General features: G+C 64.8%; 25 protein-coding genes. 11 read left to right on the forward strand and 14 right to left on the reverse strand.

The window, feature by feature from the left end; all coding sequences use genetic code 11:
• Positions 1–20 precede the first annotated feature (20 nt).
• Positions 21–362 carry a ribonuclease E inhibitor RraB gene (locus Y882_RS09990; protein ID WP_046971769.1) on the forward strand — a complete coding sequence of 114 codons (342 nt, stop codon included), beginning with the start codon at positions 21–23 and terminating at the stop codon, positions 360–362.
• 17 nt (positions 363–379) lie between these two features.
• Here Y882_RS09990 and Y882_RS20015 read toward each other — a convergent pair whose 3' ends face one another.
• Both Y882_RS20015 and Y882_RS10000 read right to left on the reverse strand, forming a co-directional pair.
• Positions 380–622 carry a hypothetical protein gene (locus tag Y882_RS20015; RefSeq protein ID WP_156171392.1) on the reverse strand — a complete coding sequence of 81 codons (243 nt, stop codon included), beginning with the start codon at positions 620–622 and terminating at the stop codon, positions 380–382.
• A 94-nt stretch (positions 623–716) separates the two neighbouring features.
• Entirely contained in the window at positions 717–2,399 is a 1,683-nt protein-coding gene (locus tag Y882_RS10000) for a DUF4231 domain-containing protein (RefSeq protein WP_046971771.1), read from the reverse strand.
• Positions 2,400–2,691: 292 nt separating this feature from the next.
• Between Y882_RS10000 and Y882_RS10005 the strand changes: the two genes are divergently transcribed.
• The 5 genes from Y882_RS10005 (at position 2,692) to Y882_RS19315 (ending at position 7,137) form a co-directional block, all read left to right on the forward strand.
• Positions 2,692–4,899 (forward strand): TIR domain-containing protein, encoded by a 2,208-nt coding sequence (locus tag Y882_RS10005; protein ID WP_046971772.1) that lies wholly within the window; start codon positions 2,692–2,694, stop codon positions 4,897–4,899.
• A gap of 79 nt (positions 4,900–4,978) precedes the next feature.
• A complete protein-coding gene (locus Y882_RS10010) occupies positions 4,979–5,422 on the forward strand; it encodes a hypothetical protein (RefSeq protein ID WP_046971773.1) in 444 nt (147 codons plus the stop codon).
• A 229-nt stretch (positions 5,423–5,651) separates the two neighbouring features.
• Positions 5,652–5,798 (forward strand): hypothetical protein, encoded by a 147-nt coding sequence (locus Y882_RS20510; protein WP_169748743.1) that lies wholly within the window; start codon positions 5,652–5,654, stop codon positions 5,796–5,798.
• A gap of 17 nt (positions 5,799–5,815) precedes the next feature.
• Positions 5,816–6,634 (forward strand): hypothetical protein, encoded by an 819-nt coding sequence (locus tag Y882_RS10015; RefSeq protein WP_046971774.1) that lies wholly within the window; start codon positions 5,816–5,818, stop codon positions 6,632–6,634.
• 350 nt (positions 6,635–6,984) lie between these two features.
• Positions 6,985–7,137 (forward strand): DUF3309 family protein, encoded by a 153-nt coding sequence (locus Y882_RS19315; protein ID WP_082121058.1) that lies wholly within the window; start codon positions 6,985–6,987, stop codon positions 7,135–7,137.
• A gap of 88 nt (positions 7,138–7,225) precedes the next feature.
• Here the strand turns inward: Y882_RS19315 and Y882_RS10020 are convergent, their stop codons facing one another.
• On the reverse strand, positions 7,226–9,163 hold the full coding sequence (locus Y882_RS10020; RefSeq protein ID WP_046971775.1) for a hybrid sensor histidine kinase/response regulator: 1,938 nt from the start codon (positions 9,161–9,163) through the stop codon (positions 7,226–7,228).
• Between the two features lie 126 nt (positions 9,164–9,289).
• On the reverse strand, positions 9,290–10,000 hold the full coding sequence (locus tag Y882_RS10025) for an rRNA pseudouridine synthase (protein ID WP_046971776.1): 711 nt from the start codon (positions 9,998–10,000) through the stop codon (positions 9,290–9,292).
• 126 nt (positions 10,001–10,126) lie between these two features.
• Between Y882_RS10025 and Y882_RS10030 the strand changes: the two genes are divergently transcribed.
• The 3 genes from Y882_RS10030 (at position 10,127) to Y882_RS20020 (ending at position 12,188) form a co-directional block, all read left to right on the forward strand.
• Positions 10,127–11,371, forward strand: coding sequence for a DUF418 domain-containing protein (locus Y882_RS10030; protein WP_046971777.1), 1,245 nt, complete (start codon positions 10,127–10,129; stop codon positions 11,369–11,371).
• A gap of 78 nt (positions 11,372–11,449) precedes the next feature.
• A complete protein-coding gene (locus Y882_RS10035) occupies positions 11,450–11,665 on the forward strand; it encodes a hypothetical protein (RefSeq protein ID WP_046971778.1) in 216 nt (71 codons plus the stop codon).
• Between the two features lie 148 nt (positions 11,666–11,813).
• On the forward strand, positions 11,814–12,188 hold the full coding sequence (locus Y882_RS20020) for a hypothetical protein (protein WP_156171394.1): 375 nt from the start codon (positions 11,814–11,816) through the stop codon (positions 12,186–12,188).
• An 88-nt stretch (positions 12,189–12,276) separates the two neighbouring features.
• Here the strand turns inward: Y882_RS20020 and Y882_RS18890 are convergent, their stop codons facing one another.
• Complete coding sequence (locus tag Y882_RS18890) at positions 12,277–12,960, reverse strand: toll/interleukin-1 receptor domain-containing protein (RefSeq protein WP_052949884.1); 684 nt, start codon at positions 12,958–12,960, stop codon at positions 12,277–12,279.
• A 2-nt stretch (positions 12,961–12,962) separates the two neighbouring features.
• The gene (locus Y882_RS10045) at positions 12,963–13,826 is read right to left on the reverse strand and encodes a Tll0287-like domain-containing protein (protein WP_211259159.1); all 864 of its coding nucleotides are present in this window, start codon (positions 13,824–13,826) and stop codon (positions 12,963–12,965) included.
• A 289-nt stretch (positions 13,827–14,115) separates the two neighbouring features.
• Here Y882_RS10045 and Y882_RS10050 point away from each other — a divergent pair, with 289 nt between their 5' ends.
• Positions 14,116–14,451 carry an antibiotic biosynthesis monooxygenase family protein gene (locus Y882_RS10050; RefSeq protein WP_046971780.1) on the forward strand — a complete coding sequence of 112 codons (336 nt, stop codon included), beginning with the start codon at positions 14,116–14,118 and terminating at the stop codon, positions 14,449–14,451.
• 61 nt (positions 14,452–14,512) lie between these two features.
• Here the strand turns inward: Y882_RS10050 and Y882_RS10055 are convergent, their stop codons facing one another.
• Positions 14,513–20,017 (reverse strand): AAA family ATPase, encoded by a 5,505-nt coding sequence (locus tag Y882_RS10055; RefSeq protein WP_156171395.1) that lies wholly within the window; start codon positions 20,015–20,017, stop codon positions 14,513–14,515.
• A gap of 452 nt (positions 20,018–20,469) precedes the next feature.
• Here Y882_RS10055 and Y882_RS10060 point away from each other — a divergent pair, with 452 nt between their 5' ends.
• Positions 20,470–20,796, forward strand: coding sequence for an RcnB family protein (locus Y882_RS10060; RefSeq protein WP_046971781.1), 327 nt, complete (start codon positions 20,470–20,472; stop codon positions 20,794–20,796).
• 144 nt (positions 20,797–20,940) lie between these two features.
• On the opposite strand, the gene Y882_RS10065 is transcribed toward Y882_RS10060, so the two are convergent.
• From Y882_RS10065 to Y882_RS10095, 7 genes are all read right to left on the reverse strand, one after another.
• Positions 20,941–21,687, reverse strand: a complete 747-nt coding sequence (locus Y882_RS10065; protein ID WP_046971782.1) for an HvfC/BufC N-terminal domain-containing protein — start codon at positions 21,685–21,687, stop codon at positions 20,941–20,943.
• On the reverse strand, positions 21,684–22,529 hold the full coding sequence (gene bufB / locus Y882_RS10070; protein WP_046971783.1) for an MNIO family bufferin maturase: 846 nt from the start codon (positions 22,527–22,529) through the stop codon (positions 21,684–21,686). Before bufB ends, Y882_RS10065 begins: the two co-directional genes overlap by 4 nt.
• A gap of 62 nt (positions 22,530–22,591) precedes the next feature.
• On the reverse strand, positions 22,592–22,873 hold the full coding sequence (bufA2, locus tag Y882_RS10075; protein WP_046971784.1) for a BufA2 family periplasmic bufferin-type metallophore: 282 nt from the start codon (positions 22,871–22,873) through the stop codon (positions 22,592–22,594).
• A gap of 43 nt (positions 22,874–22,916) precedes the next feature.
• The gene (locus Y882_RS10080) at positions 22,917–23,699 is read right to left on the reverse strand and encodes an alpha/beta fold hydrolase (RefSeq protein WP_046971785.1); all 783 of its coding nucleotides are present in this window, start codon (positions 23,697–23,699) and stop codon (positions 22,917–22,919) included.
• A gap of 51 nt (positions 23,700–23,750) precedes the next feature.
• The gene (locus Y882_RS10085; RefSeq protein WP_211259160.1) at positions 23,751–24,215 is read right to left on the reverse strand and encodes a DoxX family protein; all 465 of its coding nucleotides are present in this window, start codon (positions 24,213–24,215) and stop codon (positions 23,751–23,753) included.
• On the reverse strand, positions 24,212–24,487 hold the full coding sequence (locus Y882_RS10090) for a BufA1 family periplasmic bufferin-type metallophore (protein WP_046971786.1): 276 nt from the start codon (positions 24,485–24,487) through the stop codon (positions 24,212–24,214). Before Y882_RS10090 ends, Y882_RS10085 begins: the two co-directional genes overlap by 4 nt.
• Positions 24,488–24,519: 32 nt before the next feature.
• The gene (locus Y882_RS10095; protein WP_046971787.1) at positions 24,520–24,933 is read right to left on the reverse strand and encodes an organic hydroperoxide resistance protein; all 414 of its coding nucleotides are present in this window, start codon (positions 24,931–24,933) and stop codon (positions 24,520–24,522) included.
• Between the last annotated feature and the right edge of the window lie 225 nt (positions 24,934–25,158).

A 25,158-nucleotide genomic window follows, 5' to 3' on the forward strand; every position in this document is an offset into this window, starting at 1 on the left:
GCACGCACACGGGACAGGCAATGAACGAACACGTGGACTTTCCGGACGACGAGAACGGCGACGTGCTGCGGCAGATGGCCGAGCAGGGCGACGACCTCTCGGTGGCGCGCGAAATCGATTTCTCGGTGATCTTTCCCACCGAAGAAGCCGCGCTGAAGTTCGCGGTGCTATTGCTCAGGAACGGCCAGAAGGTGTCCTTCTCCGAGTACGAAGGCGACGAGGAACGTCCGTGGGAAGTGCAAGCCCATCCCTTCATGGTGCCCACGCACGACAACATCAGCGGCTATGAAAGCCTGCTCGCCAGCGAGGCAGAATCGATGGGTGGCGTCAATGATGGCTGGGGCTGCGTGGTGCAGGAATAGGGCGAAGCGGGCCGCACTTAGTGCGAAAGCGTGTGATCAATCGCGGCAACCGCTGGCCGCTCAGCATGTTCCTCGCGCGGCACTCGTTGGATAGCCGCACGCGCCGTGTGGCCGGTATGGGCCTGGCGGCGTTCGCTGGTGTGATGATGAAACGCCAGCGCGGCGGCGCGGACATCGGGTGGCGCATAGCGGAGATCGCAATCGGCGTTGGTGTTCGCGCTTAGCGACAACATCAGGGCGAGCATAAGCGTGCGTGGCATGGGAACCTCCGTGGCACTCGGAGGTTCCCATGAGGTGAGCGACGGCGGCCATCCGGTTCTTGTCATGGGCGACATGTCGCTCGAACCGCACGGACTAGAACTTGCTGTGCTCCACCTGCCGCTCACGGCGCATCAGCGTCCATTCCGCATGTTCGGTCAGCGCGGCATCGCCCAGCGAGCGCAGGATGCCGCGCTTCTCCGCGGGATCGTCGGTGCGGTCGAGCGCCGCGCGGGCGCCGCTGAAAATACGCTGCATGAAGCGGTATTGCCGGATGAGTTCCTTGTCCGCCTTGCGGTACGCGTAGGCTTCGCGCACGGCGGCAACAATGGACAGCACGGCCATGATCACCACCAGCGTGTTCTTGATGTCTTCGGGCAGCTTGAGCGCAAAGATCGCAAGAAAGACGCTGATGGCGATGCCCGTCCACAGGCTGATCGAGCCCACTGTTTCGGTCAGATGGTGCAGGCCCGCACTCTCCAGCGTCTTGCACTCGAAGTAATGGAGCTGGCCCGAGCGGCCAGGTTCGCCCACCCATTCGTTGATGACCTGGGTCAGCGCGTCCGGCTCGGGTTTGGCCGGTGGCTGCAGGCCCACGGCGCGCATCACGTTGCGGATCCAGCCTAGCTCGATGTTCTGCTTCTGCAGGAAGTTGTCGTGGGCAAACTCGTGGTCCGTGTCCTTGGAGATGCCGGCGCGACGCCAATACAGCTGGATGCGCAGGCCCTCGGCGAGTGCGCGGTAGTCGAGATACTTGCGGTGCCATTCGCGCCGACGCGCGAGCGCAGCGACGATGCCGCCTGCCGCAAACAGCAGCAGGAAGAAGTAGATCATGTTGTTCTGTTGGGTGAGGTGGGCATACAGCGTGAACGCGATACCCATCAGCGCTGCCAGCGTATAGGTCACGCGCAGCGCCAGCAGCACGCGCTTGCGAAAATGCATGGCCAGCCAGTCGGCGCATCGAAACAGCCGGTCGACGGCTTGCGTGCTTTCGCTGGGTGATACGCCATGTTCGTCAGCCGCCGCATCGATCTGCGGCGCGTAGGTCTCGCAATCCTCGTTGAACTCGACCATGTGGCGGATCATCAGGTCGAACTCTTCCGGCGGCTCGGCCTCCAGCGACACATGGTCGCCGGTGCGCCAGAGCGTCTGCAGCGCGGTGAGGCCTTCGGCGACCGAACCCTGCGCGCCTTCGCGCGAACAGACAATGTGATACAGCAAGTGCTCGTCGCCGCCGCTGAGGATGTGCCGCGCCTGGCGCGGATGTTCGATGATGCCGGGCAGCGAGCCGTGCAGGTAATACTTCACGATCTGCGCCGTGCCGCCGAGCCGGCCGGAATCCTTGCCGTCCCAGATCGACACCAGGATGTGGGCGTGACTGGCAATGAATACGCCGGCCTTCGCATATTGGCGATTGCGCGCTTCGCCGTGTGCCTGCAAGGCCTCGCGCGACTGGCTCTTCAGCAGCGGCAGGCGGATGACATCGGCGCGTTGGAAGAGCTCATCGAATCCCTCGCGCACCGCGGGCTCGGCGAAGTCTTCGACATACATCTCGCGCGGCAAGGGCAGTGGAACCACCAGGCGTGCGCCCGCCGCCAACGCTTCGCTCGCGAATAGCTGATCGCCGCCTTCGGCCAGTGCGGACAGGGCTACCAGCGACAGCGACGGGTAGTCGCGCTTGAGCGATGCAAAGAAAGCCTGCAGGCGTTGCCGTATCGGCTCGATTTCAGCCGCGGCGATGTTGCGATGGCTGGTGACGCCGACCACCAAGGGTGTCATGGCAACCTCCGCGCGAGCCACGGTCCGGACCAGCGAACGCGTGGTGTGTCCGTTGTGGCAGGGCAAGGTTCGCCCCGACGAGAAGGGCGCGTGAAGGCCCGCTCGTTCCCCTCGGCGAAAACAAACGCAGCCTACCTCAAAATGTGATGTGCATCACATTCTTGATATCATGGCGGGAGGTGGCGAGGGGGCGAAGGCCACCCGTTCCAGCCTGGCTCCGTGCAGGCTGGTCAGCGGTTGCGGACGTTCCCGGCCAGGAAGGCCATGGCCTTCCTCGGGAGTGCACGGCGTCATGAAGCAGCCTGCAGCAGCCCCGGCATGCCGGTACCGCGCCTTCATCAGTTATAGCCACCGGGATGCCTCCTGGGCGGGCTGGCTGCACAAGGCGCTGGAAACCTATCGCGTGCCGTCGCGCCTGGTGGGCAAGCAAACGGCTGCCGGCGTGACGCCGCGGCGACTCGCGCCGATCTTCCGCGATCGCGACGAACTGGCCAGCGCCACCGACCTTGGCAGCGAGGTGCATGAGGCGCTCGCGCAATCGGCCAACCTCATCGTGATCTGCTCACCGCACTCGGCCAGCTCGCATTGGGTGCAACAGGAAGTGCTCGCCTTCAAGCGGCTGGGACGCAGCGCCAACGTCTACTGTCTGATCGTGGCCGGCGAGCCGAACGCGAGCGAGCGCGTCGATCAGGCCGATCAGGAGTGCTTCGTGCCGGCCTTGCGCTTTCAGCTCGACGCCGATGGCGAACTGGGCGGCGAGAAGGCCGAGCCGATCGCCGCGGATGCGCGCGCGTCGAAGGATGGGCGTCGCAACGCCAAGCTGAAACTGATTGCCGGCATGCTGGCGATCAGCTTTGACAGCCTCAAGCAGCGCGAACTGCAACGGCGCAATCGACGCCTGAGCATGATCACCGCGGCCGCACTGGTGATCGCCGCGGTGACGGCATCGCTGGCGATCGTGGCCATGCAAGCGCGCCACGCCGCCGACGTGGCGCGGGTGGCTGCCGAGCGTCGACAGCGCCAGGCGGAAGACCTGATCGACTTCATGCTGGGCGACCTCAACGACAAGCTGCACCGCATCGAGCACCTGGACATCCTGGAAGATGTCGACAACAAGGCGATGAAGTATTTCGCCGCCATGCCCACCACCGACGTCACCGAGCAGGCGCTGGTGCAACGGGCCAAGGCGCTGGAGCGCATCGGCGCGGTGCGGGAAGAACAAGGCCATCTGTCCGATGCGATTGCCTCGTACCGGGCCGCGGCCATGCTTGCCTCATCGCTCGCACAGAAGGCACCCACCGATGCGGCCAAGCAGTTGCAGTACGCGCGCATCCTTGCCTTCATCGGCCGGGCGCACTGGTTCGAGGGCGAACTCGACGCTGCCCAGACCAGCTTCGAAGAAGCGCAGCGCGTGCTGCTGCGCGCCGAACCGTATGCCAAGGACGATCTGGAGCTGCAACTGGAGCTTGAGATCGTCGACAACAACATGGGCCACGTACTGGAGGCGCGCGGTCGCCTTGATGAGGCCCTGGTCAGCTATCGCAGTGCCCTGGATCTGGCCAGCAAGCTGGTCGCCGCCAAACCCGATCGCGCCGACTGGGCCACCGAGCTTGGCGGCGCGCACAACAACATCGGCAAACTGGCGCTGTTGCACGGCGACCTGGCCGGCGCCATCACCGAGTACGGCTCGGACGATGCGATTGAAACGGCCTTGTCTGCGCAGCATCCCGATGACATCAGCCAGCGTGACTCGATGCTCACGGTGCGCGCCATCCTGGGCCGCACGCTGGCCCTGGTGGGTGACGACGATACCGGCATGCGCCACATGCAACAGGCGGTCGATATCGCCGAAGGGCTGGTCAAGAACAGTCCAAGCAACAGCGGCTTCAAGGAAGATGCGGCCCGCTATTCGGCGCAGCTGGCGCGACTGAGGCGTCTCAATGGCGATCTGCCAGCCGCAAGCGTGCTCACCACACGCGCACTCACGCTGGCCGCAGCGTTGGTCAAGCAGACCCCCACCGACGCCGGCCTCGCGCGTCTGCAGGCCGAGGCGCAGACCGAGCACGCCGCGCAACTGTTGGCGGCGGGGCAGACCGAAGAGGCGCACGCGCAGTTGCTGGTCGCGCTGGACACGCTCCGTACCATGCTGGCCAAGCAGCCGTACGAGCGCTCCCTTGTCCTGGCCAACGGCGCCGCGCAACTGCTGTTGGCGGCAGCCACGACTGACCCTGGCGCGGCCCTGCAGTTGCGCCGCGAGGTGGTGACGATGGCACAGGGGCAACCCAGCGGCCAGGGCGATCCACGCTTGCTGTCGATGCACGCCAGCGCGCTGCTGGCGCTGGGCGAGGCAGCCAAGGCCGATCCCTTGGTGCAGCAGCTATGGAGCAGCGGCTATCGCGATGCGGAGTGGTTGGCGGTGCTGCGGCGCGCGCACGTGGCCTATCCGATCAACACCGTCTTCCAGAAAAAGTTGGTGGCACAGAACAGCAGCGATCGCTGATCAGGCTGACCGGGGCAGTCGAGAGTACGGGAGCACCATCGGGTAGGGAACCGCAACCTCTCAACGACGGGAGTTCATCATGAAAACCAGCAACCCCAGCAAGATCGATATCGAAGTGGAGCTTTATCGCAATCCCAAGCCCGGACGGGAGGAGAACCTGTTGGTGGTCAACCAGGGCAAGCACCATCATGCCTTCGAGAAGGTGGCCAGCGACGACCAGCCGCATACGATCACCTGGACACTGTCAGGCAACGCGAGCGACGGCGAGTTCTGTGCCGCCGACGATCCGCATAGCCCCGGCTTCTCATGGCTGGTCCGCAGGCCGAGCGACAAGGTGTTTCGCAATCTGCGCTACGAAGGCAAGAAGAAGATCAGCATCGACAACTACCATTGCGACAAGAACAGCGAAGGCGTGTGGCACTACCAGCTGTTCGCGCGTTTTGGTGACAAGGTGTACGGCGTGCCCCTGACGTTCGTGTGCGGCGAGTCCAATAGCCCGCATCCGTCGATCAAGAATACTTGACGTTGCTGACGCGCGGCGGCGTGTGCCGCCCATCGATGACGCGCAAGGTCGCCCAGGGACGCGGCGGCCTTTGCGCCGACTGAAGATGGCACGCGAATAAGGAAAGCCAGTTAACCGGCGTTGCGTCGCCCACATCGATCTCTCGCGTTTCTCACACGTTGTCCACGGAACCGGTCGCACTGTCCAGCCACACGCGGCAAGCCTGCCGTTGTCTTGCTGGAGCGTATGCATGAGCGACCTTATCGAAAGCCAGAACATCGAATCGGCGGAGCCTGCGCAGAAGCAGCGGGGCGGCATCGGCTATGTCCTGCTGTGGATACTTGGCGTTCCGCTTCCCGTGCTGATCCTCATCGCGCTGGTTCGTGGCTGCGCCTGACCTCAAGGAGACCGTCCATGGCTACGACCTATAGCAGCGCCATTGCCATCGATCCTCTGGCGCAGATGCGTTGGAGCGCGGTGTTCGCGGGTTGGTTTGTGGCGACGGGTATCGCGATACTGCTCTACGGCGCGGGCATCGCGTTGGGGTTCACTGCATTCAATCCACACAACGCGGAAGCGGCGGCCAAGGGCCTGGGCATCGGCACGATCATCTGGATGATCCTGACCTGGGCCGCGTCGCTGTTCGTGGGCGGTCTGTTCGCCAGCTGGTTCGATGGTCGCGCGGACGACACCATGGGCAGCCTGCATGGCATCACGGTGTGGGGCGTGGCGATGACCGCAAGCACCTTGTGGCTGGCGCTCACGCTGGGCCAGCTGAGCCATGAGCACAAGGCGCCGCACGGCGACCGCGCGGGCGCCACGGCCATGGTCGACAACGAGCCGATGGCCGTGCTTCGCACTGACGTCCATCGCACGCTGGGCTCGCAACGCGAGAATCGGCCGGACAGCCAGACGGAAAAGGCGCTGATCGCGGCGCTGGTGGCCGGGCATACCGATACGGCTCGCGCCATCCTGATCGCGCAGACCGAGATGCCCACCGACGCGGCGACCATGCGCGTCAATACCTGGTTGCCCGTCGCCAACGCGACGCGCGATCAGCTCAAGAGCGATGCCGATCGCCTGAAGCACTACGCGGCGGTTGGCATGCTGACTTTGCTTTTGAGCGGACTAGCAGGCCTGATTGCGGCTGCCTTTGGCGGCTGGATGGGCTCGCGCCATATTCATCGGATCTACCACTTGCGTCGCTACGAGGGTCGACCCTTCCGCGGATAAGTGTGGGCGGAGCAGAGGTAACGGCAGCGCCGGTGCAGGCGCTGCCGTTTGCTTGTTCGATGGGATCAAAGTGGGCGACGACGCGCTGCTGACGAGGGCTGCCGCGTTGTCGTTGTGTACCGCGCTCTCACTTGCGCCCTTGTTGTTGCTGCTGCCCATCTTCGGGCCTGGCAAAACAGACGCTAAGCGGCACCCAAACGCAGCGCAGCTCTACACGTTTCGCGTGTAAAAAGTTGACACGCCCGTTATCTGCCGACGCCCACGCTTCGCGCTGCACACTCTACTCGGGGCGTCTGCTGCCCTGGGACACTCATCATTGCTGGCGCTGCGGTGCCACGAGGGGAAACCCCATGTCTCTCATTCTGCTGATCATCATCCTCATCCTTGTCATCGGCGCGCTGCCGTCGTGGCCCTATAGCCGCGGGTGGGGCTATTACCCCAGCGGTGGTCTGGGCCTGATTCTGCTCATCCTGTTGATACTGTTGTTGATGGGACGCATCTGATCCCTCTTCACGCAGGCAGGTCCACGCAAAGACGGCGCCACTCGTGCGCCGTCTTGGGTAGCGAAGCAGGTCACTCACACGACGCCGGCTAGACGTGTGCGTTCTTTGCAGCAGGCCGCGCCACGGCGGCTTCGACCACACGCACCAGATCGGCACGCCCGAACGGCTTGGGCAGGCGCAGCACGTCCCTGGCCGAGCCTTCGGGCAGCTCCGCATAGCCGGACGCCAGGATGATGGGCAACGCAGGCCAGCGCGACTGCACCTCTTCGATCAGCTGCAGGCCATTCATCACCGGCATCGCGTAGTCGGTGATCATCACGTCGAAAAAAGTTTTCTGCGACAGCTGTTCCAGCGCCTCGCGCGCGGAGTGCGCTTCGACGGTGACGTGGCCCAGGTCGTTGAGCACGGCCGTGATGGTCATCGCGATCAACGGATCATCGTCCACCACCAGGATGCTCTGCGCGCTGGTCGCAATGGCCTCGGGCTCCGCTTCGGGCAAGCGAGCGGGCGCCGCTGTCGTGGTCCCGGCCATGGGCAGCCATAGTTCGGCGGTGGTGCCGCGTCCCTCCTGGCTGCGCAGCAGCAGACGTCCGCCGGACTGTTCGGCCAGTCCATGCACCATCGACAAACCCAGGCCCGTGCCCTTGCCGATGCCCTTGGTGGTGAAGAACGGCTCGGCCGCGCGCTCAAGCGTGGCGGCGTCCATGCCGTGGCCGTCGTCGGTCACGGCCAGACTCACATAGTCGCCCGGCGGTAAGGCGGTGCGATGGCCGGCCTGCTCGATCTTCTCGTTCCTGGACGTGATGATGATATGCCCGCCCTCGGGCATCGCATCGCGGGCATTCATCACCAGGTTGAGCAGGGCCAGTTCCAGCTGGTTGCCGTCCACCATGGTCTGATGGAGCGTGAGCGGAAAGACCGTGTCGATGGTGATGGTGGGACCGGCCGAGCGCTGCAGCAGGCTGCTGATTTCCTGCACGAGTGCGCGCACATCGATTGCCGTTGGCTTGAGTTCCTGCTTGCGCGCGAACGCCAGCATGCGCTTGGTCAAGGCGGCGCCGCGTCGCGCGCCGGCCAGGGCATTGCCCAGCAGATTGAGCGCCTGCGCATCATGCGACAGCCGCGGCTCCAGCAACTCCAGGCTGCCGATCACCGCCATCAACAGGTTGTTGAAGTCGTGCGCCACGCCGCCGGTGAGCTGGCCGATCGCTTCGAGCTTCTGCGACTGGAACAGCGCCTCGCGTGCATCGGCCAGCGCGGCGTCGGCATCGCGGCGTGCGGTGATGTCGCGGGTGACCTTGGCAAAGCCCACGTGACGGCCGTCGTCGTCGTTGATGCGGTCGATGATCACGTGCGCCCAGAACGAGGTGCCGTCCTTGCGCACGCGCCAGCCTTCGGCTTCGAATCGACCCGTGCTCGCGGCGATGCCGAGGGCACGCTGCGGCTCGCCGCCGGCGCGATCTTCGAGTGTGTAGAACGTCGAAAGATGCTTGCCGAGTATTTCCTCGCGCGTATAGCCCTTGATGCGTTGCGCGCCGGTATTCCAGCTGGTGATGAAACCGTCCTGGTTGAGCATGTAGATGGCGCAGTCGCCGACACCTTGCAGCAACAGGCGAAATTGCTCTTCGCTGTGGCGCAGGCGGTCTTCGGCCTGCTTGCGTTCGGTGAGGTCGCGGGTGACCGAGGCGTAGCCGATCGGTGTGCCGTCGGCGGTTTTCACCAGGTCGAGCACCATGTTGGCCCAGTACTGCGTGCCATCCTTGCGGCGGCGCCAACCCTCCGTCTCCACGCGACCTTCTTCGAAAGCGGTCACCAGCGCCAGCTCGGGTTCACCGGCGGCGCGCGCTTCTTCGGTATAGAACATCCGCAGATGCTCGCCCAGCACCTCGGATGCCGAGTAGCCGCCGCTGCGCTCGGAGCCGATGTTCCAACTGGCAATGGTGCCGTCCAGATTGATCAAACAGATGGCGTAGTCGACGACGGAGTCGACCAGCAGCTCGTACTTGTTTTGCCCCGTGGTGTTCAAGCGCCCCTCTTGGTACCGCGTAGGACCGAGTGGTCATTGTTTGTCGAGGAAACGTGTAGAACGCGTCAAAATCGCGGGCTCGTTGGGTTGCTCCCTTGAAGCCCGCCCGCCACCGGCCTTGCGGCATCAAAAGCGATCGTTGCTCGTCAGGTAGCGCCATTGACCCGGCTGCAGGCGGGACATCGGAACGCGGCCGATGCGCAGGCGCTTGATCGCCAACACCTTCAGGCCCACCGCATTGCACATGCGCTCGACCTTCTCGATCGCAATCCGCTTCAAGGCGAAGCGCAGGTGGGTCTCGTTCTGCCAGCTCACCTTGATCGGCGGCAGCGCGTAGTTGTCGAAGCTGAGCCCATGGTTGAGCAGGGCGAGGCCGTTGGGCGCCAGCTTGCCTGTCACTTCCACCACGAGTTCCTGCTCGAGGCGGTCGAAGTCTTCTTGCAGGCGACGCTTGACCCGCCAGTCCTGGGTGAACACCAGCAGGCCGCTGGCTGCGTCGGGCAGGGCCAGCGGCGATTCCAGCCGGGCGAAGTGACGCTTCAGCAGGCGCACGCCCGAGGCGTCGTCCTCTGCGTGGCTTTCCACGCGGACCAGCGCGCGGGCCTCGTCGAGCGAAACGCCGGCGGGCTTGTGCAACACCAGGGTGGCCGGTTCGGCGGGCTCGAGCTTGGCGTGCGGATCGATCTCGATGTGCTGTTCCAGCACCTTGAACTGCGGCTCCTCCACCGTCACGCCATCCACGCGCACCCAGCCGCCTTCGATATACATTTCCGCCTCGCGTCGCGAGCACTGGGTCAGGGCGGCGACACGTTTGGCGAGGCGTACGGGTTCGGTCATCTGGGGTGCCAGGGAGTGATGTGCGCCATTATAGGCGCTGCCGTGCCGGCCGGAGCGTACCTCCAGGCGAGCGGGCGTCGCCGGTTGATGGCGGTTTGCTAGGGATGACCAGTGCAGGGGCAAGTCATGTCGGATCACGAGTCGATCAAGGAGGCGCGGCCCGTTCGTCCGGAGCGACGCCTCGTCGTCATCGATGTATTGCGCGGCGCGGCGCTGTTCGGCGTGCTCTGCGTCAATCTCATCAACGAGTTTCGGGTGTCCATTTTCCAGCAGTTTCTTCCCGCAGCGACTGACGGCTCCTGGCTGGATCATGCTGTCCAGGCGATGGTGAGCATCGGCATGGAGTTGAAGGCCTTCGCGCTGTTCTCACTGCTGTTCGGTGTGGGCCTGGCCATCCAATTCGAACGGCTGGCGGCGACGTCGCGCCGTCTCCCGCTGCTGACCAGGCGACTGCTGGTGCTGCTTGGTTTTGGCCTCATCCATCTGTGCTTCATCTGGAACGGCGACATTCTCACCGAATACGCGCTGGTGGGATTGCTGGCCTTGCCCTTCCTCTATGCGTCAAACCGCGTTCTTGCCATGGCTGCCGCGGTGGCGCTTGCGATCTATGCGGCCTTGCCGTTCTGGCTGCCGGATACGTTCTTCTGGCCGAGCGGCGTCTCGCTGCAGCAGTATGTGCAAACGGCTACGGCGGTGTATGCGGGAGGCACATGGACGGACGTCATCCGATTCAATCTCGCTGAAATAGCGCATTTGATCCCTCTGCACGTGCTCGTCGCGCCGCGCACATTCGCCTTGTTCCTGCTGGGCGTGATGGCATGGCGAAGCGGTCTGCTGCGACGTCCCGAGCATTACCGTCGCCTGCTTATCGGTATGGCGGCGGTGGGCGTGGGTTTGGGATTCGGCATCAATTGGCCGGAGCCACCGGAGCCATCCTCGGCCTGGCACAGCTGGACGCCGGTGATCTCGGTGCTGATCACGCTGGGGCCTGCCGTGCTGGCGATCGGCTACGGGGCTGCGATCGCGGTGCTTTATATGTTTACCAGCGCCAGCCGTGTCCTTGGTGTGCTGGGTCCACTTGGTCGCATGGCCTTCAGCAACTACCTGGCCCAGTCGCTGATCTTCGGCTGGATCTTCTTCGGCTATGGCCTGGGTCGCTTCGGCCGGATGAGTCCATCGCACGCCCTGTGCCTGGGCGTGGCCGACTACGTTCTCCAAGTCATCGCCAGCCAGTGGTGGCTCAAGCGATACCGCTTCGGTCCGATGGAGTGGCTATGGCGAATCCTGATGTACGGCGTGCGCCAGCCCTGGCGGATCACGAACGATGGGCACCGCCAGGGAGGCACTGGCCCTGCGTCCGAGCTGAAGTAGACTGCCGCCTGGTTCACCCGTCACCGACCGCTCCGTTCTTGCTGAAGCCGCCCTCGCACGCGAACGAAGGAGTTTGGCATGACCAGGCAACTGCTCCTCAAAGCCATCGCACTGATGTTCACCGGCGCGTGCCTCTACTGCGGCCTCACCGCCACGGATTTCCATGCCTTGACTGCCGAAGCCGACGAATCGACGAGTTGGCCCAAGGTGGTGCTCGCGATTGCCTTTGGAATCGCGGCCGTGACTGCCCTGTATCTATCAGCCCCAGCGAATGACAAAGCGTCGGGCTCATGACTGCATCGCACGGTGGCAGCCGCTACGCATCGCGGACATGTCGGGAGACAGTTTGATCGGCGCGATCAGTACTTAAGACTTTCGGTCAGTTGTCGAGCCCGATGCATGGCGTAACGTGACGGGTCGACAAATCGGCCGGGAGGCACTCATGAGCCCGATCAAGTGGCTGTTGGCAATCGCGTTGTTGGCTTGCGGATCATTGGCTGTTTCATCCAGGGTGCACGCTGCACAGGCCACGGACGCGTGCAAGCAAGGCTATGTGTGGCGCGAGGCATTCCATGGCGATCACGTTTGCGTCAAGCCTGACGTGCGCGATCAGGCGGTCGTTGATAATCGGGATGGGCCCACTCGCAGGCAACCAGGGGGCGGTCCTTATGGGCAAGATACCTGTCGCTCGGGCTACGTATGGAGAGAGGCCAATCCTCGAGACCACGTCTGCGTAAAGCCGGAGATCCGCGACCAGGCCGCCACCGACAATCGCGATGCACACAACCGGGTAGCCCGCAAGCAATATACGTTTTGATACCAGCGTAGCGGAAAGCTGCCGTGCGCCTTGCCATGGATGGATCTGCTCATCGGCGAACGGTGCGGCGTGCCAGTCGATCGGCCGACTATTTGTCCTTGCCAATCCGCCAGCACGCTTCAAGAAAATGCCGACGTTCCGCTTCGCCATCGATTTCAGGCGCGAGGCGTTGCGCAAGCGCGTCCAGGTCGCCCCCGCCCTGCGTGGCACGGCGTACCAGATGTGCTGCCACCGGGCCGATGTGCCTGGCGAGTTCCACTTCGAGCTGGCGCAAATGCGCCGCGTCGAGGGTGGCGGTCGGGTGCGTGATGGCGGGAGGGGCAGGGTGCTGGCTTGCGTGCAGTTCGACGGGGCGCTCATGCACGGCGACCTTGCCGAGGGCGCTTTCGAGGTAGGCACACAGGCGATCGATATGCGGCTCGAGCGGTGGCGGGAAGGCATCCATCCAGTGCTGGGTGCTGAGGAAGTACTCCAGGCTCTTGGAGGGCAGCACGTTCTCCAGCCGAAACGGAAGTATCGGCAATTGCTTGTGCACGGCCCGCTCGACTTCGCGCCGCACCTGGCCCGAATCATTGCTGCTGGCGGAGAAGATCAGCAGCATCAGCCGCGCGCTGGTGATGGCGTCGATGATTTCGGCAGCCCAGTCCGCGGCCGGTGACACATCACGTGGGGCGATCCAGACGCTGATGCCGCGCGCCTCCAGGCGCTGCACGAGTGCGAACGCTGCTTGCCGGTCCGGCTGCGAGTAGCTGACGAACAAGTCGTGTGCCATGGTCAGCTGCCCAGCAACTTCATCGCCTTGTCCAGGCTCTTGCGCATGCGGTTGAAGGCTGCCGACAACGCGGCCACTTCCGCACCGCCACCCCTGGGGAAATCGGCGGCCGACGTATCGCCCAGGCTCACCTGGTCGGCGATGCGTGCGATGCGCCGCACCGGGCGGATCACCAGCAGGTAGAGCGAAGCGTTGACCACCAGCAGCACGCTGACCAGCATCGCGGCGATGGCAAGCAGCACGTCGCGGCGCACGCGCGCGGCGCTGGCTTCAGCGCTGGCGAACGGCACCGAGACGATTTGTGCGCCGACCACTTCGTTGGGCTGCCAGCCAAAGCCGTTGTCGCGGCCATAGCGCGCGAGCATGGTGGCAGGCGCCGCCGAGGGCAGGCTGTGGCAACCCATGCAGCCGGCATCGACGCGGATCGGGCGTGCCAGGTAAAGCGATCGACCCATCGGCGTATTGCGTGTTCCGCTCACTTCCCGCGCGCCGCTGTCGTTGCGGAAGCGCTGCACGATGTCGGCCTCCCAGTCCGTCGCGCGGTCGCGCGGATTGGTCGGGTTGAGCGTGGCTTCCTTATAGGCGTAGTCGGGGTGCGCTTTGTGCAGGGTGAGGAAGTTCTGCGTCGCGGCATAGAACGGCACGCTCTGCGGACGGAACGCGCTGGCCATCTTCTCGTCCAGCAACGGCACGATCTCGGTATCAGTGTAGGAGCGGATCGCCGCGGCGCTGTCCATCATCAGGCCGGCCTGCGCCAGCACTTCGCGCGTCGCGTTTTGCTGCAACGTGGAAGTGATCACCAGGGAGATCGCGATCATGCCGAGCGCGAAGGCGATGAGCAGTATCAGGTTGATCCGCAGCAGCACGCTCGACCCCCTTGCCGGTACACGGATCCACCGATCCCGACCGACGGAGTTCATGACGGTTGGAACGTCCGTTGCGTCCTGCAGTCACGCCACTCCTGCCACCGGGAAATCATGACACAAAGCGACAGGCCCGGCGTCCGACCGCGGGTCGCTGGTTGGCCTGGTCCCTCTGGGATTTGTCAGCGCCGCAAGGGGCGCGGTAACGTCGGTGGCGAGCCTGATCCTCCCATCGGAGCGCGTACCTCGGCTCGTTGACCACACCAACCCCGGTTGCCGCGAAAGGAATGCCATGAGCAACGCCGTACCCCCGTTTTGCGCCATCTACCGCTGGCGTCTCCATCCCGGCTCCGAAGCAGCCTTTGTCGAAGCCTGGTCGAGGGTCACCCAGTTGCTGCGCAACGAACGAGGCTCCTTGGGCTCGCGCCTGCACCGGGGCCCGGATCAAGTCTGGTACAGCTACACGCAATGGCCATCGGCGGAGGCGAAGGCCGAGGGCCTGGCACGCGAGTCGGTCGATCCGGATGCATGGCAGCGCCTGCGCGCTTGCATCGCCGAAAGCCTGCCGGAACTCGTGCTGGAACCCGTGGCGGATTTCCTGGCGCCGCTGCCGCTGGGTGGCGACTGAGCATCGCGATGCCTGGCGCAGCGAGCCGGCGCTGCTGTTCTACGGTGCAAACGATGCTTGCCTAGCTCGCGTCACTCGCCTCGTCGGCCGCGGGCAGCGTGAAGCTGAAAGTCGCACCGGGCCCATCGTTGGCCTCTGCCCAGAGGCTGCCCTCATGGCTGGTGATGATCGACCGGCAGATCGACAGACCGATGCCCATCCCGTTGGCCTTGGTGGTGTAGAACGCGTCGAACAGCTTGTCCGCAGTCTGCGGGTCCACGCCGGTGCCGGCGTCCCGCACGGACAGCGTGACGCCACCCTTGCCATCGAGCGAGGTCTTGACCAGAAGCGTCCGCGGCCTGTCCTCGACCGTGGCCATGGCATCGGCTGCATTCAACAGCAGATTGAGGATCACCTGCTGCAGCTGCACGCGATCGGCGCTGACCGGCGGCAGGTTGGGCGCAAATTCGGTCTGCACGAGCGCGCGATTGCGCTGAAGTTCGCCGGCGGATAGCGCGATCACCTCGCTCGCTGCGTCGCTGAGATCGACCCTCTCCATGCTCGGCGCATTCTTGGAGAACATGGCGCGCAGGCGTTTGATCACACCCGACGCGCGATCGGCATCGCGGATGGTGCGCCGCGCCGTCTCGGCGGCGCCGGCGAGGTTGGGAGGATCGGCGGCCAGCATGCGCAGACAGGTGTGGGCATTGGTCAGGATGCCGGACAACGGTTGGCTCACTTCGTGACCGATCGAAGCGGTCATGGCATTGAGTGTCGCCACCCTCGCCACGTGGGCGAGATCCGCCTGCGCCTGGCGCAAGGTCTCCTCCGCCTGCACCTGTTCGGTGACGTCGCGCGCGGCGCCGACGAAATCGAGGCCGCCGATGTTGACGGCGCGACCCTTGACGCGGATGTATTTGATCCTGCCGTCGGGCATCAGCAGGCGATGCTGGTGATCGATCGCCCGGTTCTCCTTCATGGCCGCCTCTAGATTGCGCCTGACAAACTCGCGGTCGTCGGGATGCATGCGCTGCAGCGCGAGCTCGGGTGAGGGCTGCACCTCGTGGTCGTACTCGAGGATGTTGTAGTTTTCCTCCGACCAGTAAAACTCGCCGCTGGCCGCACTCCAGCCGAAGGTGCCGGTGCGGCTGATCTTCTGCCCCTGGGTCAGGAAGGCTTCGCTGCGTTGCAGGTCGGTGTACAGAGCCGCATTTTCCAGCGAGATCGACGCCTGCGATGCCAGCAGCTCGAGCAGCATCAGCCGGTCCGGCGTGAAGGCCCCGGGCGTGAGCTTGTTCTCCAGATAGAGTGCGCCGATCAACTTGGCTTGCCGGAGGATGGGCAGGCACAGGATCGATCGGATGCGCTGCTGGCGCACGTAGTCATCGTGCGCATACACCTCATCGGCGCCGGCATCGTCGAGCAGCACGCGCTCCTGCGTCCGCATCACATAGTGCAGCAGGGTCTGTGGCAGATCTGACGGCGTGACGGCGGCATTGCGAATGACCACCTCGATGCTGCCGGTGCCCGTGGTCGCTTCCGCTTCTATCCTCGGCTCGCCGCCGTGGGTGCCGCCGCGCAGGAGGATCAGCAGCCCTCGTTCGGCGCCGGCGTTTTCCACCGTGATGCGTACCAGCATCTCGATCAGGTTCGGCAGCACGATCTCGCTGGACAGCGCCTGCGAGGCCTTCACCACCGTCTCGACGTCGAGTTCACCGAATGACGCCCCCGGCGTGGCCGATGCGGGATGTCGCTCCTCGCGTGCGGGCGGATAGCGTTCATCCAGTTGCTTCAGCTTGCCGGTCGCGCCCCAGCGCAGATAGGCCTTCCTGGCATCGCGGGCATAGACCTGCGCAATCTTCGCAAGGCCCCGCGCGGCATAGAACGTCGCCGCGGCCTCGTTGGCGACGGCCTCGCAATGCGCAAAGCCACTGTCGTGTGCGCAACGGATGGCCGTTTCATAGAGATGCTCGGCGTCCAGGATGCGGTCTTCGATGCGCGCGATCTCCGCGCTGACGAGGGTGCTGCGCGTGTCGAAGTTGGCCGGGCAATGCAGCGCCCAGATCGCCAGCTGCTGGTGATGGTCGTTGAGGGCGGCCAGATGCGCCTGCTTTTCTTCCGCGCCGGCTGCATGCCATGCGGCGGCATGGGCCAGGGCGGCGTAGTAGCGAAAGTCGCCCGTCTCCACCTGCGAGGTTGCCGACCAGAGCAGGAGATGGGCCTTGCGCGACGCTTCGACCGCCGCGACATGGTCCCCGGCGAAATAGCGCGCCTGCATTTTCCGCGTCCAATAGAAGAACTCAGCCAACGCCAGGGTGGGATTGCTGGCGAAACGCTGTTCCGTGTCCGACTCGCTGTAGTCGTGCGCATCCAGATGTCCAAACACCGGCGTCAGGCCGCGCAGCGTTCGTACCAGGCCAAGTTGTGCCGCGCAATTCTCGGTGACCAGCCCAAACCCGGCCTTGCTGACGAAGTGCAGGCCTTGCTCCACTTCGGCCTGCACCTCGGCCAGCGGGTCGCCCACGGCCAGGTAGCTGGTGATCAGGGCATGCCAGCTATAGGCGGAGAAGGTGAGGTCGCCTGTTCGATAGGCGACGTCGAAGGCGCGGCGGATCAGCTCGCGAGCCTGCGCGGCGTGCTTCGCCCACGGCATCAGCGTGGCAAACGACAGATAGGTTCTCGCTTCGTAGCGAGTGAGTTTGCGCTTTTCAACCAGATCGTAGCCAAGCTGGGCGAAGCGGTAGCCATCGCGGTAGTTGTTGAAGCGCGGGCCTGCGAACATGCCGAACCAGACATAACCGAAGCACGCGGCATCGCCGTTGCCGTGCTCCAGGCACAGCGCCACCATCCGGCAGACCACCAGGGTGGAGAGGTTCTCGTCGAAGAACATGGCGGGGTGCACGATCTCGGTGAATACATCGAGCATGTCCAGTACGTCGGGGTCGCGCAGCGGTGGCAAGTCCACCAGTTGCTCGATCTGGCGCTCACCGACCAGCAGCCAGAGCCGGTGGTATTCCTGCATGACATCGTCGCGCGTCGGCCGCCGCGACCAGGTCGTACCGTTGCGGTGGAGGTAATCGAGAAATACCGAGATCGCGCGTTCGCTGCGATCGAGCGCGGTGTAGAGCGTGATCTGCAAGCGCGTGACCACCGCATCGTCGTGGCGGTTGCCGGCACGTTGGGCCAACAGGTTCAGACGGCGTTCCGCGGCGGGCATGTCGGCGGTATGCAGTTCGCATTCGGCCATCAGCGACTCGATGGAAAACACCAGCCCATAGCAGCGCTCCCAGCTGTCCTCGCTCAGCAACGAGCGGCCGGCATGCAGGTACTTGAGTGCCGCGTCATACGCGGTGGCCGCCTTGGCCCGCTTGCCGGCAATGAGGTTCAGTTCGGCGACGCGTTCGCGATCATGGTGTTCGCCGATGAGGAAGGCGCCGCGGTTGAGCTGGTTGACGATCTCGAAAATGCCTTCCTCCAGCCGGTCGGCCGGCATATGCGATGCCATCAGCATGCCGATATGCAGATGCATCTGCGCCTGCAGGGCCTGGGGGATCAACAGGTACGCCGCTTCCTGCACACGGTCGTGCAGGAAGCTGTATGCGACGTCCGAGCGGAACACCAGGCCGGTCCTTACGGCCTCCCACAATTGCCCATGCAATTGCTTGCTCGACTCGGGGTAGATGAGGTTGAGCAGCGCGATGTCGGCCATGTTGCCCAGGCATGCCAGCTTCTGCAGCGCGTCCTGGGTGCCAATGGAGAGGCGATTGAGCTTGCCCACCATCAAGTCGACGACGTTGTCGGTGTAGCCCTTGGCGCGGATGCGCTCGAGCTCCCAGCGCCACTGCCCCAGGCGATGATCGAACGCGAGCAGTCCCTCGTCGAACAAGGCGGACATGAACTGGATCGCGAAGAAGGGATTGCCGCTGGTCTTTTCCTCGACCAACGCGGCCAGTGGGCCAGCTTCTGCAGGCTCGCAATGCAGCGTATCGGCGATCAGTTGCTGCAGGTCGTGGCGCTTCAAGGGCGCCAGCACGATGTGCTCAAGCATCGCACCCGCCTGCTGCATGACCTGCAGCTTGCGCATCAGCGGATGCGTTGGGGTGACTTCGTTGTCGCGATAGGCGCCAATCAACAGCAGCTGCCGGACGCCCGGTTGGGTCAGCAGATCCTCGAGCAGATCCAGCGTCGGTGCATCGAGCCACTGCAGGTCGTCCAGGAACAGGGCCAGCGGATGCTCGCGCGTGAAGGCGCCGATGAATCGGCGGCATACCAGATGGAAACGGGCCTGCGCATCCTTGGGCGGCAGTTCCGGCACCGCGGGCTGCTCGCCGATGATCAACTTCAGCTCGGGAACCAGCTCCACCATGAGTTGGCCATTGGGACCCAGCGCCTCGCCTAGCACCTCGCGCCATCGGCTCAGCTCCGCGTCGCTCCTGGCCAGGATGGGACGGACCAGGCTCTGGAAAGCCTGCGCGAGCGTGGCATAGGGGATATCGCGTTTGTACTGGTCGAACTTGCCCGTGGCGAAGATGCCGCGGGGCGGCACCAGGGCCTTGTGCAGTTCGTTGACCACCGAGGATTTACCGACGCCGGAGTAGCCGCGGACCAGCACGAGTTCTGGCCGGCCTCCTTTCACGACGCGCTCAAACGAGGCCAGCAGTGCGGCAATTTCAGCGGCGCGGCCGTAGAGCTTTTCGGGAATCAGCAGGCGGTCGGGCATGTCGTGCGCGCCCAGGCGCGCCGGGCCGATGCGGCCTTGCGTTTCCCATTCGTGCAGGCAGCGGCGCAGATCGCGCTCCAGTCCGACGGCCGTCTGGTAACGCTCTTCGGCCGTCTTGCTGAGCAGCTTCATGATGATGGCCGACACCGGCATGGGGATGGTCGGAGTGCGCTCGTTCGGCGCGGTCGGCTGGCGCGCGATCTGGCAGTGCACCCACTCCATCGGATCGGCGGCGATGAAAGGGAGTCGGCCGGTCGACATCTCGTAGAGCGTGACGCCCAGCGAATACAGATCGCTGCGCGAATCGATGGAACGGTTCATCCGTCCCGTCTGTTCGGGCGCCATATAGGGCAGGGAGCCGGCGATGAATTCCGGCGCGTCCGGCGGCTGGCGCTCGCGCGCGAGCCGCGAGGCGATGCCGAAACCGGTCAGCCATGCGCGGCCCGATTCGTCCACCAGTGCATTGGCCGGCTTGACGTCCCGATGGATCAGGCCTTGCCGATGCGCGTGCCCCAGCGCGGCGGCCAGGCCGATCGCTATGCGCAGGAAGCGGCTCAGCTCGAGCGGCTGTCCCTGTTGCCGGGCGATGATCCGGTCCAGCGGATCGCCACCGGGATCCTCAAGGATGAGGGCGGCGCGCCCCTGCTGACGCGCCAGGGCCAGTGGCCGGGCGGCCCACGCCGTATCCAGTTCGGTGGCCAGCGCGTATTCGTGTTCGAGCCGGCGGATGTTCTGCGGCGAGGGCTGCTCGTCGGCGACCGTCACCACCAGGATGGGTGTCGGGTCGGCGCGCTCCCTGCCGCGGTAGTAGTTGAAATCGCCGCCTTCGCGCAGCGGCTCCAAGTCGTACTCGGTCTCCTCCGCCATGGGGACGCTCGTGTTGTCAGGGGAATGGTCGCCTATTTCGCCAACCGCGGAAGAGGCCTCCGGATACGCCATCACGTACTTTGCTAAACAACGGCAGGCATCGCGGTCCCCTGAACGACGATGCTGGAAACATCTTACTGGATGGTGATCGATGGTGGCGCAGCGTGCGGTATGCGCACGCGTGCGACTTCAATGCGTGGCCGTTGCACACCGTCCTGTGTTCAAGGGTGTGCCGCAGCGTTGCGGTGACGGTCGACCAGTTGTATCGCCGACGCAACGCAAGGGCAGGATGAATCCGTCCGCACTTATCGATGAATGGCCGCCGCAGGCGCTACAGGAATGTCACATGTTCGTGACCTGATGAAAGTAAGTGTGTGGCGCGGCGCATCTGCCGTTGGGCGCAAGACACTTCGATTCGCAAGAAAACGTGACTTTGAATAAGGACGCAGCTAATGAAAACGACACTGGCCGCGGCGATGGCCGCCGCACTTCTCCTCTCCAACGCGGTGATGGCGCAGGAGCATGAGCATCCGCCCGGCGACGAGCACCGTCAGGAAAATGCCGTGATGCACGAGCGCGGCGCCAAAGAAGGCTGGTACAAGAAGGGCGGCGCCGTGCCACGCGAGTATCGCGATGACCGCTATGTGGTGACGGACTGGCGCACGGAACACCTGCGCGAGCCGCCACGCGGCTACCACTGGGTGCGCAGCGACAATGGCGAATTCCTGCTGGTGGCGATCACCTCCGGCGTGATCGCCGACATCATGCTCAACCACTAGTCGATCCCGCTTCAATCGCGCCTACAAGGCGCATCACCGACGTTGCCGCAACCGGTAACGCCTCGGTGATGCGCCGAACTGCCGGTGCTGGCGCGCATCCTGAGATATGGCGGAAACCGACCATGGTCCGCCACCGTGGACCGGCTAGTCCACGTCGGTGACGATGCCCGCCGAGATCCAGCTGGCCAGCAGCTCGCCAGCCCGGGCGATGCCGGCCTCTTCGCCGAGGCGCGCCACCAGGGCATCGCAGAGCGCGCTGAAGCGCGGGTCATCGCGCAGCGAGAGCAGGGCTTCGTGCTCGATCGCATCGATCGGCTTCAGCTGGCACGTATAGCCCTGCCGCCAGGTCACGACACCGCCAGGTGTGGCCAGCATTTCGCTCTCAGGCACCTCGGTCTGTTGCTGCAACGCGGACCACAGGTCGGAGGCATTGGTCGTCACCGATCGCTGCCGCAGGCTCGGCGCGAGCTGGAGGCGCGCGATGTCCCAATCGATCTCGGCCAGACGATCGCTGGCCAGCATCGTTGCATCCGGCGCCACGAAGGACTCGGACAAGGACCATTCGATCCAGGCCAGCTCGTGCACGTCGGGGTTGTCCGGCAGCATGTGGCTCAGCGTGGCTTCGAAGTCGGCGCCATAGGCATCCAGCGTCCAGCCATGCGGGGGCCGGCTGTCGATATGGCGGATGGCCGCTTCAAGAAACAGGCTCGAACCCAGCCATGCGTGCAGCTGCGGATAGCTCGCTTCCAGCACGCCCACCAGCTGGGCGCGGTAGTTGTTCTGATACACCGTCATGCCCATGCCCGCGCGGGGATCGAGGCGCCGCGCCGCCTCGGGCGAGGCATGCGTCAGCCAGACGCGAAAATCGCGCTGCAGCTCGGCGAGCGTCATGCGGCCTCCCGCAGGTCATGGGCGCGCTCACTGATGCATCGTGCAATCGCCAGTTCGTCCAGCAGTTCGGCCAGGGGCGGAATCGCATCGTCGCGTTCGATCATGCTGGCGACTGGACCGAGCAGCGACATCGCCTGCGCATAGAGCGACCAGACGTCGTCGCACACGGGCTGGTCGTGCGTGTCGATCAGCAGGTCGGTGACTTCGGTGTGGCCGGCCAGGTGAATCTGACGAACGCGTTCGGCGGGCAGCCCACGCAGGAACGCTTGCGCGTCCAGCCCGTGGTTGCGCGAGCTCACGTACACGTTGTTGACGTCCAGCAGCAGGCCGCAGCCAGTGCGACGCGACATCGCGGCGAGGAACTCCCATTCGGTCATGTCCGCATCGGCAAATGCCACATAGCTGGACGGGTTCTCGAACAGCATCGAGCGGCCCAGCGCCTCTTGCGCTATGTCGATATGGCGGCAGACCAGGTCGAGTGCTTCCCTCGTATACGGCAGCGGCAGCAGGTCGTGCGAGTTGAAGCCGGCCACGCGCGACCAGCTCAGATGATCGGACACGAACAGCGGCTGGATCTCGTCGACCAGGGCGCGCAACCGGCGCAGATAGGCATGATCGAGCCCGTCGGCCGAACCGATCGACATCGACACGCCGTGCAGGGCCACCGGATGACGCTCGCGCACCTGGCGCAGGATGTGGCGCGGCTGGCCGCCATCGACCATGAAGTTCTCGGAGATCACCTCGACAAAATCGACCGGCACGTCGGTCTCGAGAAAGTCGCGGTAGTGCTCTTTGCGCAGGCCCAGGCCGAAGCCCGCAAAGGTCGGAGGTGGCGTGAACATGGCGTGGTCCTTGAGCAGAGAAAGATAGCGGGGCCTGCACCATGCAGAGCCCCGCGGGCGGCTTACTTCGGTTCGGTGAGCGTGCCGCCTTCGGCGACGCAGGCGCTCTTGGTCTTCACCACGACGCCCTGGCCCTTGCAGCTGTTGAGGCCTTTGCAATCGTTCTTGGCGGTGGCGCACAGGCTGGTGCCCTTGCAGGTGTTGACGCCGTAGCAACGCACGGGCTCTTCCTTGGCGCCGGCCTGGTCGGCCGCGCGCACGGGCGAGGCGATCGAGGCGACCGCGAGGGCGACGAGGGCGGCGGCGGAGGCGAAGCTGGTGCGCTTGATGGTGGCGGTAGTCATGCTGGATTCCTTGAGAAGTGACGTTGGTTGGGAGGTGATGTGCTTAGTGCACGCTGGTGGCGGCTTCCTCGATCACCTTCGCCACCGCTTCGGGCTGCGAGATGTAGACGAGGTGGCTGGCCTTGATCTCGGTGACCTTGGAGCCGGCGCGCTGGTACATCCAGCGCTGCAGGTCGGGGCTGAGCGCGTGGTCTTCGGTGGTGACCACGGCCCAGCTGGGCTTGCTGTGCCAGGCGGCCGACGACACCGTGGCGTTGAACGCGGCGGAGGTGGCCTGTGCCTGCGACACGGCAAAGAAGTTGGTGCGGTTCGGCGTGAGGTCGGCGGCGAAATCGGCGGCGAACTTCGACGGCTCCACATACAGATGGCCATCTCGGGTGGCGACGATGTCGTTGCTCGGCGAAGGCATCGAGCCGACCAGCTGGCTCAGGCTCTCGCCTTCGCTCGGCTGCACGCCGGCCACATAGACCAGGGCCTTCACCTTGTCGCGATTGCCGGCCACGGTGATCACGGCGCCGCCGTAGCTGTGACCGACCAGCACCACGGGACCGTCCTGTTGGCGGATCAGCTCGCGGGTCAGGTCGATATCGTCGGCCAGCGTTTCGATGCGCGGCTGCTCCACGGTGACGTGGTAACCCTTGTGGATCAGGATGTCGTGCACGACGCGCCAGCCGGAACCGTCGACGAAGGCGCCGGGCACGATCACGATGTTCTTGACGCCGGCGGGAACGGAGGTCGGCGTCGGTGCGGCTTTGGGTGCCTCGTCGGCGAGGGCGGGGCCCATCGATGCCATCAGGGCGATGGTGAGGCTCAGCAGGGTACGCATGGGTGTGTCCTTTCGGTATTCAGGGATGAGTGAGTGGTGGAGTCGTGGTGTTCAGTGCGGCGTGCGACGCTGGCGCAAGAGCTGGTCGAGCGACCACTTGCCACCACCGCGCACCGCCAGCGGCAGCAGCAGCGCTGCCCAGCTCAGATGCGTCGGCCATGCGTCCGGGTAGACGAAGAGTTCGATCACCGTGGTCATGCCCAGCAGCGCCAGGGCGGAGATCCGCGTGGACAAGCCCAGCACCAGCAGCAGTGGGAACAGATGTTCCGCACCCGTGGCCAGGCGGGCGGCCCAGTCGGACGGGATCAGCGGCAGGCGGTATTCGGAGGCGAACAAGTCGTACGTCGAGGGCTTGATCGAGAGAAAACCCTCGACCTTGGTGCGTCCCGACTGGAAGAACACCGCCGCAATGCCCAGGCGCGCCACCAGCAACAGCAGGGCATCGGGCAGCAGAGGCGAGCGACGCGGGGCGACCAGGGTCCTCGGCGACTGCGCGACGACCTGCGTGCTGATCACGACTTGGCCTCGAGCGTGCCATGCCCTTTGGGCGTCTTGATGGTGGTGCAGGTGCCTTTGTCGACCAGCACCCAGGCGTTGCCCTGGTAGTCGGCCTTGGACGTGCCGGCGCAGCTGGTGCCTGGACCGGCTGCGCAATCGTTCTTGCCGGCGAGCGCGACGCCGTAGCACTTTTCCATGGGCTTCTTGGCGTCCTCGGCGTGGCCGCTCACGGCGAACGCGGCGAGGCTGAGGGCAAAGGTGGCGGCGAGGGTGGCGCGTGTGCGATTCATCGGAGGATCTCCTTGGGTTCGATGGCTGGGGCTCAGACGAGCGAGATCACGACGTCGATGTTTCCGCGCGTTGCCTTGGAGTACGGACAGGTCTGGTGCGCGGCGTCGATCAGCTGCTGCGCAACGTCACGGTCCAGGCCCGGCAGCGACACGTTCAGACGTGCCTGCAGCGCATAGCCATCGCTGCCCTGCGTCAGATCCACTTCGGTGGAGACGCTGGTGTCGGCCGGCAGGACGATCTTGCTGGCGCGGGCGGCCAGACCCATCGCGCCGATGAAGCAGGCCGACCAGCCCGCGCCGAACAACTGTTCCGGATTGGTGCCGGCCTTGCCCGAACCCGGGGGCGACAGCTTGATGTCGAGCTGGCCGTCGCTGCTGCGCGACTGGCCGTCGCGGCCGCCGGTGGTGGTGGTCTTGCCGGTGTAGAGGACGTTGCGGTCTGACATGGGAGGATCTCCTTGGCGTGGTTTGCTTGGCATGGCTGTCGATCAGCCGGTGTGGCCATGAAACCGTCGCCGCGTATCCCCGATGTGTCGCGCTCACCGTCGAATGGCATCGAAATGTGTAACGGCGCCCCACCGATACATTCCGATACAAACCAGCCCCAGCCAGGCCTCCTGCGGGCTGGCGGGGCAGATACAAAGCGATACAAAAAGCCGCCGCGGGCGACA

This window comes from Dyella japonica DSM 16301 (assembly GCF_001010355.1).
GTDB classification, from domain to species: domain Bacteria; phylum Pseudomonadota; class Gammaproteobacteria; order Xanthomonadales; family Rhodanobacteraceae; genus Dyella; species Dyella japonica.

What these genes read in the sequence shown, in the direction of transcription:
- Y882_RS09990 (WP_046971769.1), top strand. Translation starts at nt 21, where the DNA reads ATGAACGAACACGTGGACTTTCCGGACGACGAGAACGGCGACGTGCTG.
- Y882_RS20015 (WP_156171392.1), bottom strand. Translation starts at nt 622, where the DNA reads ATGCCACGCACGCTTATGCTCGCCCTGATGTTGTCGCTAAGCGCGAAC.
- Y882_RS10000 (WP_046971771.1), bottom strand. Translation starts at nt 2,399, where the DNA reads ATGACACCCTTGGTGGTCGGCGTCACCAGCCATCGCAACATCGCCGCG.
- Y882_RS10005 (WP_046971772.1), top strand. Translation starts at nt 2,692, where the DNA reads ATGAAGCAGCCTGCAGCAGCCCCGGCATGCCGGTACCGCGCCTTCATC.
- Y882_RS10010 (WP_046971773.1), top strand. Translation starts at nt 4,979, where the DNA reads ATGAAAACCAGCAACCCCAGCAAGATCGATATCGAAGTGGAGCTTTAT.
- Y882_RS20510 (WP_169748743.1), top strand. Translation starts at nt 5,652, where the DNA reads ATGAGCGACCTTATCGAAAGCCAGAACATCGAATCGGCGGAGCCTGCG.
- Y882_RS10015 (WP_046971774.1), top strand. Translation starts at nt 5,816, where the DNA reads ATGGCTACGACCTATAGCAGCGCCATTGCCATCGATCCTCTGGCGCAG.
- Y882_RS19315 (WP_082121058.1), top strand. Translation starts at nt 6,985, where the DNA reads ATGTCTCTCATTCTGCTGATCATCATCCTCATCCTTGTCATCGGCGCG.
- Y882_RS10025 (WP_046971776.1), bottom strand. Translation starts at nt 10,000, where the DNA reads ATGACCGAACCCGTACGCCTCGCCAAACGTGTCGCCGCCCTGACCCAG.
- Y882_RS10030 (WP_046971777.1), top strand. Translation starts at nt 10,127, where the DNA reads ATGTCGGATCACGAGTCGATCAAGGAGGCGCGGCCCGTTCGTCCGGAG.
- Y882_RS10035 (WP_046971778.1), top strand. Translation starts at nt 11,450, where the DNA reads ATGACCAGGCAACTGCTCCTCAAAGCCATCGCACTGATGTTCACCGGC.
- Y882_RS20020 (WP_156171394.1), top strand. Translation starts at nt 11,814, where the DNA reads ATGAGCCCGATCAAGTGGCTGTTGGCAATCGCGTTGTTGGCTTGCGGA.
- Y882_RS18890 (WP_052949884.1), bottom strand. Translation starts at nt 12,960, where the DNA reads ATGGCACACGACTTGTTCGTCAGCTACTCGCAGCCGGACCGGCAAGCA.
- Y882_RS10050 (WP_046971780.1), top strand. Translation starts at nt 14,116, where the DNA reads ATGAGCAACGCCGTACCCCCGTTTTGCGCCATCTACCGCTGGCGTCTC.
- Y882_RS10055 (WP_156171395.1), bottom strand. Translation starts at nt 20,017, where the DNA reads ATGGCGGAGGAGACCGAGTACGACTTGGAGCCGCTGCGCGAAGGCGGC.
- Y882_RS10060 (WP_046971781.1), top strand. Translation starts at nt 20,470, where the DNA reads ATGAAAACGACACTGGCCGCGGCGATGGCCGCCGCACTTCTCCTCTCC.
- Y882_RS10065 (WP_046971782.1), bottom strand. Translation starts at nt 21,687, where the DNA reads ATGACGCTCGCCGAGCTGCAGCGCGATTTTCGCGTCTGGCTGACGCAT.
- bufB (WP_046971783.1), bottom strand. Translation starts at nt 22,529, where the DNA reads ATGTTCACGCCACCTCCGACCTTTGCGGGCTTCGGCCTGGGCCTGCGC.
- bufA2 (WP_046971784.1), bottom strand. Translation starts at nt 22,873, where the DNA reads ATGACTACCGCCACCATCAAGCGCACCAGCTTCGCCTCCGCCGCCGCC.
- Y882_RS10080 (WP_046971785.1), bottom strand. Translation starts at nt 23,699, where the DNA reads ATGCGTACCCTGCTGAGCCTCACCATCGCCCTGATGGCATCGATGGGC.
- Y882_RS10090 (WP_046971786.1), bottom strand. Translation starts at nt 24,487, where the DNA reads ATGAATCGCACACGCGCCACCCTCGCCGCCACCTTTGCCCTCAGCCTC.
- Y882_RS10095 (WP_046971787.1), bottom strand. Translation starts at nt 24,933, where the DNA reads ATGTCAGACCGCAACGTCCTCTACACCGGCAAGACCACCACCACCGGC.